The organism is Gordonia sp. (in: high G+C Gram-positive bacteria), assembly GCF_052106715.1.
Lineage (GTDB): Bacteria > Actinomycetota > Actinomycetes > Mycobacteriales > Mycobacteriaceae > Gordonia.
The window spans coordinates 21,412-35,572 of record NZ_JBQEDL010000033.1; the positions used below are offsets into that span (position 1 = coordinate 21,412).

Here is a 14,161-nt window from a genome sequence, read left to right on the forward strand (position 1 = left end):
TGGTAGGCACGTCCGTAACGCCCTGCGGCCTCCATGGCGAGTTCGGTGATCGTCTGGCTGAGCTCGGTGGCGAGCACTTTGCCCATGGACGACGCTGGTCCCGGGTTCTTGCCTGCGGCGACGGTGGCCAGGGCGCGGTACTCGAGGATCTCGAGCACCTCGGTGCGGATTCGCGCATCCGCAAGTTTCGCGGCGAACAGCGGATCGTCGACGAGGCGCGGGCCGCCCGCGACGCGTGCCTCGGCGGCATCAGCCGTCAGGTTCTCGAGCATCACCTGCAGTGCGGGGGCGGCCGCGCCGCCGCCTCGCTCGAACTCGAGCAGATACTTCGCGACCGACCACCCGTCGTCGATCGTGCCGAGGACGCCCGATTTGGGGACGCGCACCTGATCGAAGAAGACCTGGTTCTGAATCTCTTCCCCGGACGTCATGACTAGCGGACGGATTTCGATGCCCGGCGACGTCATGTCGATGAGGATGAACGTGATGCCCTGCTGTTTGCGTTCCAGCCGTGAGGTGCGGACCAGGGCGAACATCCAGTTCGCCTCGGTGGCGTGCGTCGTCCAGATCTTGCTGCCGGTGAGGATCAGATGATCACCGTCGTCGACGGCCGACATACTCAGTGAGGCGAGGTCCGATCCGGCCTCCGGTTCCGAGTAGCCCTGGCAGAAGAAGATGTCACCGGTGAGGATTCCGGGCAGGAAGTAGTCCTTCTGCTCCTGGGTGCCGAACTTCATGATCGCGTGGGCAACCATGCGGATGCCCATCGGCGACAGGTCGGGCGCACCGGCGAGCGTCATCTCACGGCTGAAGATGTAGTGCTGGGTGAGACTCCACTCGCAGCCGCCGTACTCCACCGGCCACGCGGGTGCGGCCCATCCCCGCTCGCGCAGGATCTCCTGCCACGCCATTGATGCTTCGTGGTCGGAGTAGACGCTGGTCATCAACCGTCCGGCCCGCGCCAACTCCGGCGTCAACTTCTCATCGAGAAAGGCCCGGACCTCGTCGCGAAATGCGATGTCCGCCGGAGACCACTCCACGTCCATGTGTTTCCCTTCGACCGGCCGCTCACCGGAGTATGTGATAACAATTGTTCTCCGATATAAGACGTTGGCGTCTCGACGTTTGTCAAGACGAGGAGATCATCGACCCCGCATCGCCCTCGACCGGCTCAACCTCGACCCGTCGTGCACGCCTTCCCCACCACAGTGTCACAGCGATCGTGCCGAGGAGGACGACGAGATAGGCCCCGCTCGCGACGAGTTGCAGCGGGAGGTGCCAGCCAGTCGTCGGCGAACTGATGAAGCCGCGGAACGCGCCGAAGACCGTGCCGTCGAGGAACTTTCCCCTCGACCCGAAGACCCGCACGACTGTCGGCTGGGTATATGCGAAGGTCAGGGCCACGATGGCGGCGGGTGCCAGCCACCACGCCCAAGTCACGGGTCGCCTGCGGCGTGCATGGTCGGCGGCGTGCACAGTCGCGACCATCAGCAGCGGCAGAATCCAGACCCAGTGGTGCCCCCACGAGAACGGGCCGATCGCGCAGGACGTCATACCCGTGATGGAGATGGCGAGGAGACTGCCTCCGGCTCGGTAGGCAACGCGGGCGGCCCACAGTCCCAGTGCTCCGACTATCACCCCGACGGGCAACCAGAGCCACGACGGCGGGTGCGCGACGCCGAAGGTCTCCAGTCGCGCGAAGTAGCCGTGGAAGGTCTGGTTGGCGGATGCATCGAGCCGGCCGATGCGTTTGGTCTCCGATACCTGGTCGGTCCAGAAACGTATCGCCTCGTCGCCGAGCACGAGTATTCCTACTACGACGGTCGCGGCGAACGTCACGACGGCGATCACGGCCGCTCGGAACCGTTTGGTCACCAGCAGATCGGCCACGAAGAACAGCGGAGTGAGTTTGATCCCGGCAGCGAGGCCGACCCCCACGCCGCGCAGTCGTCCGCTCCGCACGGTCAGGTCGAGGATCACCACCAGTGCGAGGATCAAGTTGATCTGCCCGTTCCAGAGCGTCGTGTGGACGGGTTCGAGAACGGTCGACGCGATCGAGGCGAGGATCGTGAACGCCACGAGTCGCGCGTCGAATCGAAATCTCATCGCGTGCATCGAGACGCCGACCACGAGCAGGAGGCTCACGACGTTGCCGATGTTCCACAGCAGTAACGCGGTGTGCACCCCGAATCCGGCGAGCGGCACCATCAGCAGTCCCGCGAACGGCGTGTACGTGAACCGCCACACCTTGTAGACGGGCAGGTCGTAGAGCGGCGTCCCGTCCCACACCGCCGTCCCGCCGCCGCGGTACACCCGGGTGTCGATGCCGTTGTGGAACAACCCGTAGACAGGGTCGTTGAACGGTGCTGCCCAGATATGCCAGCAGACGGCCAGCACCGCGGCACACGCCGCGATGACGATCATCGTCGTAGTCGTCGATCGCATCGACGAGCGGTCTCTCACGAGAGGATCGTACGTCCGCGCGCCGCCCTAGGTACGGGACGACACAGTCGTGACCGAACCATCCCGTCTGCCCCGTTCGTCCAGGTCATGCGTCTTGCCGACGCAGCCTCACCTACCTCGCCGCACCCTCATATAGCTCGTCGCAGCCTCATTGCGTCTTAGCAGCCTGTGCCCAGGCTGCTAAGACGCATTGAAGACGCGACAACGGAGTTGACGGTGCGGCAACGGAGTCCAGGAGGCGACGACGGCCGGCGCGCAGACACAACAAAGCGTCCGACATCGATTGATGCCGGACGCTTGCCTGCTGTGGTCCCGGCTGGGATCGAACCAGCGACCTTCCCGGTGTGAACGGGACGCTCTTCCACTGAGCCACGGGACCGTATCGAGTTGTCACGAAGCAACAGCAGCGCTTCGCACGAGGGATGAGACTACACACCCGCGCGCGGATGCGGCAAATCCCCTCACCGGTCGCCGAATCCGCTGTCGCGCACGTCCCCGCCGCCCCGCAACTCAGCGTCGACAGCGCACCCCATGTGCAAAAACACATACATGTAACTCTCTCACCTGCCGATTTGTCATCGGGCCGTCTGTACCTATAGTGTTCTGTCCGCTGGCGAGCAGCCCACAAGGCGGGCTCACCAGCATGCGGATGTGGCGCAGCTGGTAGCGCATCACCTTGCCAAGGTGAGGGTCGCGGGTTCGAATCCCGTCATCCGCTCGGAGCGAGTATCTCGCCTCGTGGTGGCGTGGCCGAGTGGTGAGGCAACGGCCTGCAAAGCCGTGCACACGGGTTCGATTCCCGTCGCCACCTCCACCACAGATTTCGTCCCGCGCGATTAGCTCAGTGGGAGAGCGCTTCCCTGACACGGAAGAGGTCACAAGTTCAATCCTTGTATCGCGCACCATTGATTAAGACCCGCTCGTATTCGAGCGGGTCTTCGTCGTTTCACGCGCCGGAGAACCGCCTCGCCCCAGCCGAGTCGCAGTGCTGTTCATCTTCGCGACCACCCGATTTGGCATCCGCGACGACGACCGGATAGAGTTTGTCCTCGCTGGCCGACAATAGTTCGGCCATGCGGTGCGGATGTGGCGCAGCTGGTAGCGCATCACCTTGCCAAGGTGAGGGTCGCGGGTTCGAATCCCGTCATCCGCTCGGAGCGAGTATCTCGCCTCGTGGTGGCGTGGCCGAGTGGTGAGGCAACGGCCTGCAAAGCCGTGCACACGGGTTCGATTCCCGTCGCCACCTCCACCACAGATTTCGTCCCGCGCGATTAGCTCAGTGGGAGAGCGCTTCCCTGACACGGAAGAGGTCACAAGTTCAATCCTTGTATCGCGCACCACGAATGAGTTCAGCCCCGGTCTACGGCCGGGGCTGAACTCATTCTCATGTATAGACGCACGGCCGACTGCGTCACCGAGACTGCACATCGACCAGATTCCGGCCGCACGTATCCTGTCAGGTGATGTCAGCCCACATCAGCACTTCGTAGCCCCTATAGCCCCAAGCGTTAGGACTTCTGTAGCCGTGCCAAGCCTCGCGATGCTGTTCCAGAGCCGACTCGATCCGGAAATCACGGGCGAGACGCTCAGGCAGCAGATGCTCGCCGACTTCCCCGACCTAAAACCAGAGTCATTGACGGTCGATGGTCCCGAGAACGTCGACGAGGATCGTCCCCTCACCCTCTCGTACGGCGATGCGCTGATCGCGGTGATGAGCGTCCCGGCGCCGGTGGGCGACGACCTCCACGAGATCGCCCAGTACAGCCGTCTGTGGCCGGATTCGACGCCTGTCCCGACGTCGTACGACGCGCACACGATCATCAGCGTCCTCCGCACAGGCGGTGACGCTGCTTCTCATCTGACGGCGATCTCCGATGCCGCACTCCTGTCGAAGGCGATCGCCTCGGCGATCGCGGTGAGCGAGTCGATCGTCGCCGTCTACTTCGGCAGTGCGAATCACGTGATCGTGCCCGAACTCTTCCGCGATCTCACGTTGGAGACACTTCCCGACCCGATCCTGCCTGCGTGGGTTGCACTGAACGTCGCACCCCGCACCGACGGCGTGATGACCGGGCACACCCGCGGCATGGACATGCTCGGACTGATGGACATCGAAATCGTCGAATCGCCCGAGTCCGCCGAGGACACGTTCGCTCGGCTCGCAAACATCGCGATCTACCAGCTGCAGAACGGACCGGTGATCGGCGACGGACACTCCCTCGGGACCACCGAGGACGCCGAGCTGTACGCCCTGCACGCACCGTCCGCGTTGGATCCGGACAAGACGGTTCTGCAGCTGACGTTCGCTGCCGGCGACGAGCAGCCGGTCGCCGCGACCGCCGTGGAGCCCGAACGCAAGCGCGGTTGGTTCCGACGGAAGTAGACGGGCTCGGGGTAGCGCAAGTGTCCTCGGATTCGAGCAGGCCGAGTTCGAGGAGCGCTGACGTCTCGGAAGCGACCTGACATCGCTATCGTGTCAGGAGTGCACTCCCCGACCATCGCCATCGTCACCGACCGTGCAGACGCAGAATCCGTGGCCGCGGTCGCCGCGGTCACGTTCCCGCTGGCGTGTCCGCCGCATTCGTCGCCCGCGGACATCGTCGCCCACATCGACGCGCAGTTGTCGCCGGACAAGTTCGCCGAGTACATGGCCGACCCGACGAAACAGGTGCTCGCCTACCGCGACGACGCCGGAGCGGTGATCGGGTACGCCCTGCTCATCTACGGCCGGCCCGACAACGACGACGTCCGCGCGGCTCTCGAGTCGGCAGACGGCAGATCCGCCGCACTGGCGGCCGGAACTCTCGCGGAGATCTCCAAGATGTACGTCCTCCCCGACCATCACGGGTCACGCAACCACACGCGGCCGTCGCACGCGTTGATGCAGGCGTCGCTCGACGCAGCACGCAACCACGGAGCCGACTACGCCTGGCTCGGCGTCAACCAACTCAACGAACGCGCGCAGAAGTATTACCGCAAGATGGGTTTCGCCGAGATCGGCGCCAGAACCTTCGATATGAACGGGTCGATCGAACAGGACTTCGTGATGGGTCGGCGTCTGTAGATCGGGTCTCGCAAGGCTGCGGCGAGGTCTCGACTCCGCTCGACCAACGGGCGGGGGCTCGACCAACGGGCGGGGGCTCGACCAACGGGCGGGGGCTCGACCAACGGGCGGGCGCTCAACAAACGGGCGGGCGCTCAACCAACGGGCGGGCGCTCAACCAACGGCCGCGGACTCAACCAACGGCCGCGGACTCAACCAACGGGCGGGGGGCTCGACCTGCAGGAGGCCGCGCGCCGACCTACGCGTCGGCCTCAGCGAAGCGCGAGAGGGCCAGCAGTCGAGACGTGGCGCGCAGATACTTCTTGCGGTAGCCGCCTGCGACCATCTCCGGGGTGAAGAGTTCATCGAGCTTCACGCCCGACACGCTGACCGGGATCTCCGCGTCGTACAAGCGGTCCGCGAGCGCGACGAGGCGCAGCGCGACCGCCTGGTCGGACGCCGGACGCAGGTCCTCGATGCAGACCAGGGTGACGCCGTCGACGAGCGACTTGTACTTCGACGGGTGCAGTTTCGCGAGGTGGGCGACCAAGTCCTCGTACTTGTCGAGCGTGGCGCCCTCCGTGTCGGCGGCCAGCGCCTCAAGAGCGGCGTCGCTCGACGGTTCAGGGGCAGGCGGAAGATCACGGTGACGGTAGTCCGGACCGTCCACGCGGAGGGTCTCGAAGATCCCCGAGAGCTTCTGGATCTCGCGTAGGAAGTCCTGCGCGGCGAAACGTCCCTCACCGAGCTGGCCCGGGAGAGTGTTCGACGTCGCGACGATCGACACGCCGCGCGCCACCAATTCGGTCAGCAGACGGGAGACGACCATCGTGTCACCAGGATCGTCGAGCTCGAACTCGTCGATACACAGCACGCTGTGGTCCGCCAGCCGCTCCAGCGCGTCGATGTAGCCGAGTGCGCCCACGACGTTGGTCACCTCGCCGAATGTGGCGAACGCCTTCGGGCCCGGCATCGAGTGGTACACCGACGCCAGCAAGTGCGTCTTACCGACACCGAAGCCGCCGTCGAGGTACAGACCGATGCCCTGGGGCGTCGACGCCTTCCGGAACAGCCCCTTCTTCTTGGCACCCGAGCGAACCTCGGCGGCCCGAGCGACGAAATCGCGCGCCGCCGCAACCGCCTCAGCCTGGCTCGGTTCGTTCGGATCGGGAATGTACGAGTCGAAGCTCACCTCGTCGAACATCCTCGGAGGAACCATTTCGCCGATGAGTTGGTCGGGAGCCAGAACAGGATTCCGGTCGCTCAGTCGTGCCAGCATCCGGTAAGGGTAGCGACCACGTGGATGATGGACTCATGTTCCTCATGCAGAAAGCGACAAACATCACAGAGTCAGATCTGACCCGGGTGTTCGCGTTCCCCGATACGTCGGAACCGACGGTCCGCGCCACATTTATCGCGAGCATCGACGGAGCGGCGACGATCGACGGGCGTTCGGGCATGCTCGGCGGCGACGGCGACCACCTCGTCTTCCACACGATGCGCGCACTCGCGGACGTCGTCGTGGTCGGAGCGAGCACTGCCGTCCTCGAGGGCTACGGCCCAGGCTCGTTGGACGGCGACACGCCCCCGCCCACGCTCGTGCTGACCTCGCGCAGCCTGTCCATCCCCGACGACTTCACGACCGTCGCCGCCTCCAACGTCCTCGTCGCCACCTGTACGTCGGCTCCGGCAGACGCCCGGGAACGTCTGACGGCGGCGGGCGCGACGCTGATCGACTGCGGCACCGACACCGTGGACCCTGCTGCCCTCGTCGCCGAACTCGCATCACGCGGACTCACCCGCATCGACATCGAAGGCGGACCGCGGCTGCTCGCCGCGTTCGCCGCCGCGGGCGTCCTCGACCAACTGATCCTCACCGTCAGCCCCACGCTCGTCCTCGGCGAGGCTCCGCGCATCGCGCACGGCGCGGGCCTCGGGCTCCGAGACCAGGAACTGTCCCTCCCGTACCGTCTTCCTCACCCGATGCGCGCCACGACGATCCTCGGCGACGACGAAGGATTCCTGTACCAACTGTGGGAGACCGTGCGCGACGACGTCACAAGTGGTCGGGATACCGGCGGTCGGTAGGCTCGCGACTATGCCGTCCACGCACCGCGCACGACTGTCCGCCGCCGTTCTGGTGGCCACCGCCGTCACCGTTTTGGCGGCCGGTTGCGCGGTAGGTCCGGACACCGGGCCGGACATCGTGCGCGGCGATCGACCCGCGGGCGACGCCACCGAGGCTCCGAAGCTCCCCGACCTCCAAGTCCCAGACCGGGATCTGAACTGGCGGTCGTGCGGAGACAAGCTGCGCAAGGCGTACGACGCCGATGCCCCAGACGGCGTCCTCGTTCAGTGCGCGACCTACGACGTACCTGTCGACGCCGACTCCGACGAGACCATCCGAATCGGCGCGATGCGCGCGGCAACCGAGTCGACGCCGAAGCAGGCTCCTCCGCTCGTCCTCACCAGCGGCACCGACCTGCCGAGTTCACGCACCCTGCTGGCGCTCGCCGACGGCGACGGCAAGACGCTCCTCGACCGCCATCCCATCGTCGCCGTCGACTTCCGCGGCACCGGCTTAGGCGCCACCGTCGACTGCCTGACGACCGCCCAGCGCAACGTACTGAACTCGAACGCCGCAGGCGCTCGACGCGATGTGGACGCGCGCGCCACCGAGGTCGGCACCGCGGGCAGAGCAGCCGCCGACCTGTGCACCGAGACCCTCTCCCCCGACCAACTCGCCTACTCGGTTGACGCCGCCGCCCGCGACCTGGAAGGCCTGCGCGAGCGTTGGGGCGTCGATCGTCTCGGTCTCATCGGTGTCGGCGACGGGTCGTCGGTCGCACTCCGGTACGCCGCCGCGCACCCCGATCAGCTGGGCCGCCTCGTCCTCGACTCGCCCGTCGGCTACAACGTGGCGGCCCGCGAGAGCGCCGCCGCGCGCGCACGCGGCGTCCAGAAATCGTTGACCACGTTCGCTCAACGCTGTGCCAATGCCGCGTGCGCTCTCGGCAGCGACAGCGCAGCGGTTCTCCGGCGCGTGATCGACGCCGGGGCGTCCGGCGACCTCGACGGGCTGTCCGACAAGCAGGTGCTCGACGCGGTCACCACGGCTATCGCCCTCGACGACATGTCGCCCGCCGGTATCAAGAAGCTCGGCTCGGCGATCGCCGACGCCGATCGCGGCGACACCTCCGCTCTGCGCTCCTACGCGAGAGCGGCCGCGTCGGTACGCGGCACCGACGGCCGACTCGTCGGACGGTGCAACGATCTCCGGGGCCGACCTGGTCTGCAGGAGCTTTCCGGACTGGTCAGAGACTGGTCCGGCGAGGCCCCGATGACCGCGGTCACGACTGCCCTCGACCTCGCCGACTGCGACGGCTGGGGCAGTACCGACGCCCCCGCTCCGCCCGAGTCCCTCGCCGTGGATCCGTTGGTCCTGGTCGGCGCCAACGACCCGTTCAACGGGAGCGCCGTCGTCGACCAACTGACGCAGACGCTGTCCGCGGCAAAGGCCTCACCGACCGCCGTCACCTGGGACGGCCTCGGATTCTCGGTCCTCGCGCACAGCGACTGTGCGGGCGGCGTCCTCGACGAGTACCTCGCGCCCGAACCCATGAAGGCACCTGCCTCGCGGTCGTGTCCGGCGTGAGCGATGTCGCCGGTTCCATGTAGTACGGTTCGCGGGTGAGCGTTGTAGACCGTTACCTGCATCCGCGCGTCGATCCGACGCGTATCGGGCATTTCATCCTCTGGCCGATCAGCATCATGATGGTGATCCACCGGTCGCTGATCCTCGCGGTCAACGGCGCGCGAACCGACGACTTCACCCCCGTCTACAACGCTGCTCTCGCGTTCCTCAATCAGCGCGCGGTGTACAACGAGAACTACGACACGGTGAACCCGCACTACCTGTATCCGCCATCGGGTTCGCTGCTGATGTCGCCGCTCGCGATCATCGATCCGCAGAACTCACGGTGGATCTTCATCGCGCTGAGCGTCGTCGCCATCCTCGCGTGCGCCTACCTTCTGACCCGCCTGTTCGGGTACGACCACCGGTCCTGGATCTTCCCGGCGCTGATCTTCGCGTTCTTCAGCACCGAGACCGTCGCGCACACTCTGATCTTCACCAACTTCAACGCGTTCGTCCTCCTCGGCATGCTCGCGTTCATGATGCTGATGCTCCGCAGGTACGACCTGTGGGCCGGCGTTGCGATCGGACTGACATTCGCCGTCAAACCGATCCTCGCGCCACTGCTCCTGCTGGTCTTGTTGAACCGGCAATGGAAGATCCTGATCACCGCGGTCGGAGTTCCCCTGGTGCTCAACGCCCTCGCGTGGCCACTGTCGAACGATCCGTTGGACTTCATCAAACGGACCGTCCCGTACCTCGGCGAATCCCGCGACTACTACAACAGTTCGATCACCGGCAACGGCGCGTACTTCGGAATCGACGGCTGGCTCGTGCTGCTGTTGCGCATCGCGTTCGTCGTGATGGCCGTGTTCAGCCTGTGGTTCCTGTACCGCTACTACCGTCGCACCGACGAATTGATGTGGCTCGCAACCTCGTCCGGCGTCCTGCTCGGAACGTTCTTCCTCGTCGGATCGCTCGGCCAGGCCTACTACTCGATGTTGTTGTTCCCGTTGATGGCGACCGTGCTGCGCGCCGGCTCCGCGGTGCGGAACTGGCCTGCGTGGCTCGGTGCCTACGGGTGTTTGTCGTTCGACGTGTACTACTCGAACGAGTGGGAGCCGTTCGGCCGGTACCTCGAATACGGCAAGGTCACGTGGGGTTGGTCGCTGCTGATGGTCGCCGTCTTCGGTTCCCTGCTGTTCCGCTACCTCGACATGCGGCGCGACGGCGTCCTCGACATACCGGCCGCCGGCCAGGGCGCCGAAGCGGCGGCGGAGCGGGAGCCGACGCCCACCGCCTGACGTCGCTACCCTGGGACATATGACGAACGACGCATCGAACGGACGTGAAGACTTCACCAAGCTCACCGACGCCGACTGGCGCGAACGCTTGAGTCCAGCCGAATTCCAGGTGCTACGGCAGGCAGGCACCGAACGCCCCTTCGTCGGCGAATACACCGACACCAAGGACGTCGGCGTCTACGCCTGCCGGGCCTGCGGCGCCGAACTGTTCCGTAGCGAGACCAAGTTCGAATCGCACTGCGGCTGGCCGTCGTTCTTCACGCCCCTCGCCGGCGAGACCGTCATCGAACGGCACGACGACTCACTCGGCACGCGCCGCACCGAGGTGCTGTGCGCCAATTGCCACAGCCACCTCGGCCACGTCTTCGCCGGGGAGGGGTACGACACCCCAACCGATCTCCGGTACTGCATCAACTCGATCAGCCTCCGGCTGGTACCTGCCGACAGCTGAACTGTCTCGACTCCGCGCACGCCGATCAAGTGGGACCCCACGCTGATCGAGCGGAGTCGAGATCCAGTGTCTCGACTCCGCTCGACAAGCGGGACCGTCTCGACTCCGCTCGACAAGCGTGCGGCGCGACTCGGTACGCGGGGCGACAGCCTCTCAGGGCAGGGCGTTGAGGAGTTTGGCCGGCTCCACACGCGGACCGGTGAAGAAGGGGATCTCCACGCGGACGTGCATGCGGGCCTCTGTGGCTCGCAGGTCGCGCATGAGGTCGACGATGCGGTCGAGTTCGGGCGCCTCGAACGCGAGGATCCACTCGTAGTCGCCGAGCGCGAACGCGGGAACCGTGTTGGCTCGCACATCCTTGTAGCCGCGAGCGGCCATCCCGTGGTCGACGAGCATCTTGCGGCGGTCCTCGTCGGGCAGCAGATACCACTCGTACGACCGCACGAACGGGTATACGCACACGTACGCGCCCGCCTCTTCGCCCGCCATGAACGCCGGGATGTGGCTCTTGTTGAATTCCGCCGGACGATGCAGCGCGGCGCCGCTCCAGAACGGATCACTCGCACGGCCCAGGATCGTCGTGCGACGGAAGGTGGAGTACGCGGCCTGAAGCTGCTCGATGGTGTCGGCATGCCACCAGAACATGAAGTCGGCGTCACCGCGCATCCCCGCGACGTCGTACACACCGCGCACTACGACGCCGGTCTCTTCGACATCGGCGAGGAAGCGTTCGAAGTCGGCGATCGCCTCGGCGCGGTCGTCCGGAAGTTCTCCGGAGCGCACGGTGAACACCGAGAACATCAGATAGCGGAGAGTGGAGTTGATTTCTGCGTAATCCAGGCGGCTCATGCTTCTATCGTGCCACCGCGCGGATCGGACATCTCTATCAGGTGAGAGCGTTCACGTGTCCGGCGAGTCGGGACGCGCCGTCGCGAGCGGTGCCGATGCATGCCGGCACTCCGACGCCGCGATAGCCCGAACCCGCGACCGCGAGACCGGCGGGCAACGTCGCGATGGCCGCCGACATCGCCGACAGGTGTCCGGGTCCGTAGTGCGGCAGGCCGGCAGGCCACCGCTGCACAGCGGCATCGCGCACGCGAGGGGCCGACAGTCCGGCGGCGCAGAACACGATCCCGAGGTCGGCGGTGGCCCGCGCGATCAGTTCCTCGTCCGACGCGGTCACCGGGTGCCCGAGCCGACCGATCGACGCACGAAGCACCGATCGTCCGTCGGTGGCGGCGAGGTGCGGCCATTTGCGACTGCTGAGCGTGATCGCCTTGATCGACAGATCGCCGGCATCCGAGGCCACCAGCACCCCGGACTGCTCCGGGGTGGGGCCGTCGACGGCGAACGCGATGACTGCCGAGCCTGCCGCGTCGACGGCGGAGAACGCGTCGGCGGCAGGTGGCGCCACCTCGTCGAGGAGTGCGCCAGCCGTCCACACCGGGACGGCGACGAGTACCGCGTCGTAGCCGGAGGCGTCGACCCTGTCTGCTGCCGATCCCACCTCCACGTCGTACGCCGAACCATCGGTCTGCACGCTGCGGACGCTCACGCCGGTGTGAACATCGGCGCGCGCCGCAGTGACCAGAGCGTCGACGAGTGTCCGGTATCCGCCGCGCAGCGCACCGAAGACCGGACCGTCGCCCGTCGGTCGAGACAGCACGTCGGCCACGGCGGCGGTCAACGACGGCGCCCCCGCATCGAGAACCGCGGCCAGGGCCGGGATCGCTTCCCGCAGACCGAGATCGTGGGCGCGGGCCGAGTAAACGCCGCCGAGCATCGGGTCGACGCTGCGAGCCACGACGGCCTCACCGAAGCGGTCGGCGACCAACTCCCCCACCGAGACGTCCGCGCCGCGCGTCCAGTGCATCTCACGGTCGGACTCGGTCTCGACGATATGACGCTCGGCGTCGTCGACGAGGTCGCCGAGTGCGGACGCGGTCGCCGGGATGCCCATCAGCGCAGGCGACGGCAGCGGGTGCAGACGGCCCTCGGACCACACGGCAGGGCGCATTCCACCGGGCGAGACGACCTCGTCGCCGAGGCCGAGTTCGGCCACCAAGTCGCGAGCCTCCGGGCGTCGGACAATGAACGCCTCCGCTCCGACGTCGAGGGACAGTCCGTCGACCGTGGCGGATGCGAGGATGCCTCCCGGGGAGTCATCGGCGCAGAAGACGTCGATATGCGCGTCGTCGCCGAGCAGTCGGCGAAGGTCGTAGGCTCCGGTGAGCCCGGAGACGCCCCCGCCGATGACGGCGACTCGCACGGTCACAGCGAGTGGGCGAACTCTACGGCGTGCGTGACTGCGTCGGCGTCGGTGTTCGGCAGGACGCCGTGTCCGAGATTCACGATGTGGCCGGGAGTTCCGGCAGCGATTGCGCGGTCGCCTTCGGCGATGATCCGAGTCAGTTCGGCGCCGACCACCTGTCGGCCCGCGAGCAGCGCCGTCGGATCGAGGTTGCCCTGGATCGCGACGTCGCGGCCGACGCGCCCGGCTGCGACGTCCAGCGGGGTCCGCCAGTCGACTCCGATCACATCGGTGCCGACGCGAGTCATGGCACCGAGCAGTTCGCCGGTACCGACCCCGAAGTGGATACGCGGCACACCGTACTTCTCGATCTCGGCCATCACCCGTGACGAGTGCGGAGCGACGAACGTCTCGTACGCCGCCTCAGACAATGTGCCTGCCCACGAGTCGAACAGTTGCACCGCGTCGACGCCAGCGTCGATCTGTGCGCGCATCGACACGATCGTGAGATCGGTGAGTCGGCCCATCAACGAGTGCCACAGCTCGGGGGCGCCGAGCATCATCCTCTTGGTGTTCTCGTACGTCCGGCTCGGGCCGCCCTCGATGAGGTACGACGCCAGCGTGAAAGGGGCGCCCGCGAAGCCGATGAGTGCCACAGTCGATGGCAGTTCGTCCACCAGTAGTCCGATCGCAGAGGTCACCGCTCCGACCGCTTCGGGCTCCAGGCGCGGCAGTCCTTCGACGTCGGCCGCAGTACGGACCGGTGATGCGATCACCGGGCCGGTACCCGGCACGATGTCCAGGTCGACGCCCGCGGCTTTCAGCGGGACGACGATGTCGGAGAACAGGATCGCCGCATCGGTGTCGTGCCTGCGCACCGGCTGCATGGTGATCTCGCAGACCAGCTCGGCATCGAAACACGATTCGAGCATCCCGCGGTCGGCGCGTATCGCGCGGTATTCGGGGAGGGAGCGGCCTGCCTGGCGCATGAACCAGACGGGTCGACGGGACGGGG

General features: G+C 66.5%; 12 protein-coding genes and 7 tRNA genes. 12 read left to right on the plus strand and 7 right to left on the minus strand.

Annotation, left to right across the window (positions count from 1 at the left end; all coding sequences use genetic code 11):
• The 3 genes from ACTIMF_RS15245 to ACTIMF_RS15255 all read right to left on the minus strand — a co-directional run.
• Positions 1–1,046, minus strand: a 1,046-nt coding sequence (locus ACTIMF_RS15245) for an acyl-CoA dehydrogenase family protein (RefSeq protein WP_442351140.1), incomplete at its 3' end; no start/stop codon positions are given.
• Between the two features lie 82 nt (positions 1,047–1,128).
• Positions 1,129–2,445, minus strand: a complete 1,317-nt coding sequence (locus tag ACTIMF_RS15250) for a glycosyltransferase 87 family protein (protein WP_442351141.1) — start codon at positions 2,443–2,445, stop codon at positions 1,129–1,131.
• 325 nt (positions 2,446–2,770) lie between these two features.
• Positions 2,771–2,842: transfer RNA gene (locus tag ACTIMF_RS15255), tRNA-Val, on the minus strand.
• Positions 2,843–3,108: 266 nt separating this feature from the next.
• Between ACTIMF_RS15255 and ACTIMF_RS15260 the strand changes: the two genes are divergently transcribed.
• The 8 genes from ACTIMF_RS15260 to ACTIMF_RS15295 all read left to right on the plus strand — a co-directional run bounded on the left by ACTIMF_RS15260 (position 3,109) and on the right by ACTIMF_RS15295 (position 5,527).
• Positions 3,109–3,181, plus strand: a tRNA-Gly gene (locus tag ACTIMF_RS15260).
• A 22-nt stretch (positions 3,182–3,203) separates the two neighbouring features.
• Positions 3,204–3,277, plus strand: a tRNA-Cys gene (locus tag ACTIMF_RS15265).
• 16 nt (positions 3,278–3,293) lie between these two features.
• Positions 3,294–3,368 (plus strand) — tRNA-Val (locus ACTIMF_RS15270).
• Positions 3,369–3,543: 175 nt separating this feature from the next.
• Positions 3,544–3,616: transfer RNA gene (locus tag ACTIMF_RS15275), tRNA-Gly, on the plus strand.
• Between the two features lie 22 nt (positions 3,617–3,638).
• Positions 3,639–3,712: transfer RNA gene (locus tag ACTIMF_RS15280), tRNA-Cys, on the plus strand.
• Between the two features lie 16 nt (positions 3,713–3,728).
• A tRNA-Val gene (locus ACTIMF_RS15285) sits at positions 3,729–3,803 on the plus strand.
• Positions 3,804–3,988: 185 nt separating this feature from the next.
• On the plus strand, positions 3,989–4,846 hold the full coding sequence (locus tag ACTIMF_RS15290; RefSeq protein ID WP_442351142.1) for a DUF4261 domain-containing protein: 858 nt from the start codon (positions 3,989–3,991) through the stop codon (positions 4,844–4,846).
• A 99-nt stretch (positions 4,847–4,945) separates the two neighbouring features.
• Positions 4,946–5,527, plus strand: coding sequence for a GNAT family N-acetyltransferase (locus tag ACTIMF_RS15295; RefSeq protein WP_442351143.1), 582 nt, complete (start codon positions 4,946–4,948; stop codon positions 5,525–5,527).
• A gap of 238 nt (positions 5,528–5,765) precedes the next feature.
• Here the strand turns inward: ACTIMF_RS15295 and zapE are convergent, their stop codons facing one another.
• The gene (gene zapE, locus ACTIMF_RS15300) at positions 5,766–6,785 is read right to left on the minus strand and encodes a cell division protein ZapE (RefSeq protein ID WP_442351144.1); all 1,020 of its coding nucleotides are present in this window, start codon (positions 6,783–6,785) and stop codon (positions 5,766–5,768) included.
• Between the two features lie 44 nt (positions 6,786–6,829).
• On the opposite strand from zapE, the gene ACTIMF_RS15305 reads away from it, so the two are divergent.
• Genes ACTIMF_RS15305 through msrB form a run of 4 tightly spaced genes read left to right on the plus strand, consistent with a single transcriptional unit; the run spans position 6,830 to position 10,895 of the window.
• Positions 6,830–7,594, plus strand: a complete 765-nt coding sequence (locus ACTIMF_RS15305) for a dihydrofolate reductase family protein (protein ID WP_442351145.1) — start codon at positions 6,830–6,832, stop codon at positions 7,592–7,594.
• Between the two features lie 10 nt (positions 7,595–7,604).
• Complete coding sequence (locus tag ACTIMF_RS15310) at positions 7,605–9,161, plus strand: alpha/beta fold hydrolase (protein WP_442351146.1); 1,557 nt, start codon at positions 7,605–7,607, stop codon at positions 9,159–9,161.
• Between the two features lie 35 nt (positions 9,162–9,196).
• Positions 9,197–10,444, plus strand: coding sequence for a glycosyltransferase family 87 protein (locus tag ACTIMF_RS15315; protein ID WP_442351147.1), 1,248 nt, complete (start codon positions 9,197–9,199; stop codon positions 10,442–10,444).
• 19 nt (positions 10,445–10,463) lie between these two features.
• Positions 10,464–10,895 (plus strand): peptide-methionine (R)-S-oxide reductase MsrB, encoded by a 432-nt coding sequence (msrB, locus tag ACTIMF_RS15320; protein WP_442351148.1) that lies wholly within the window; start codon positions 10,464–10,466, stop codon positions 10,893–10,895.
• Positions 10,896–11,048: 153 nt separating this feature from the next.
• On the opposite strand, the gene hemQ is transcribed toward msrB, so the two are convergent.
• From hemQ to hemE, 3 genes are all read right to left on the minus strand, one after another.
• Positions 11,049–11,744: a hydrogen peroxide-dependent heme synthase gene (gene hemQ, locus ACTIMF_RS15325; RefSeq protein ID WP_442351149.1), complete on the minus strand. Its 696-nt coding sequence runs from the start codon at positions 11,742–11,744 to the stop codon at positions 11,049–11,051.
• A 37-nt stretch (positions 11,745–11,781) separates the two neighbouring features.
• On the minus strand, positions 11,782–13,170 hold the full coding sequence (hemG, locus tag ACTIMF_RS15330; RefSeq protein WP_442351150.1) for a protoporphyrinogen oxidase: 1,389 nt from the start codon (positions 13,168–13,170) through the stop codon (positions 11,782–11,784).
• On the minus strand, positions 13,167–14,161 hold a 995-nt coding region (gene hemE, locus ACTIMF_RS15335; RefSeq protein ID WP_442351151.1), incomplete at its 5' end, for a uroporphyrinogen decarboxylase. The genes hemE and hemG, both read right to left, overlap by 4 nt.

Bases quoted from the DNA above. Each gene is read 5' to 3' on its own strand.
- ACTIMF_RS15250 (WP_442351141.1), bottom strand. From the start codon at position 2,445: ATGCGATCGACGACTACGACGATGATCGTCATCGCGGCGTGTGCCGCG.
- zapE (WP_442351144.1), bottom strand. From the start codon at position 6,785: ATGCTGGCACGACTGAGCGACCGGAATCCTGTTCTGGCTCCCGACCAA.
- ACTIMF_RS15305 (WP_442351145.1), top strand. From the start codon at position 6,830: ATGCAGAAAGCGACAAACATCACAGAGTCAGATCTGACCCGGGTGTTC.
- ACTIMF_RS15310 (WP_442351146.1), top strand. From the start codon at position 7,605: ATGCCGTCCACGCACCGCGCACGACTGTCCGCCGCCGTTCTGGTGGCC.
- msrB (WP_442351148.1), top strand. From the start codon at position 10,464: ATGACGAACGACGCATCGAACGGACGTGAAGACTTCACCAAGCTCACC.
- hemQ (WP_442351149.1), bottom strand. From the start codon at position 11,744: ATGAGCCGCCTGGATTACGCAGAAATCAACTCCACTCTCCGCTATCTG.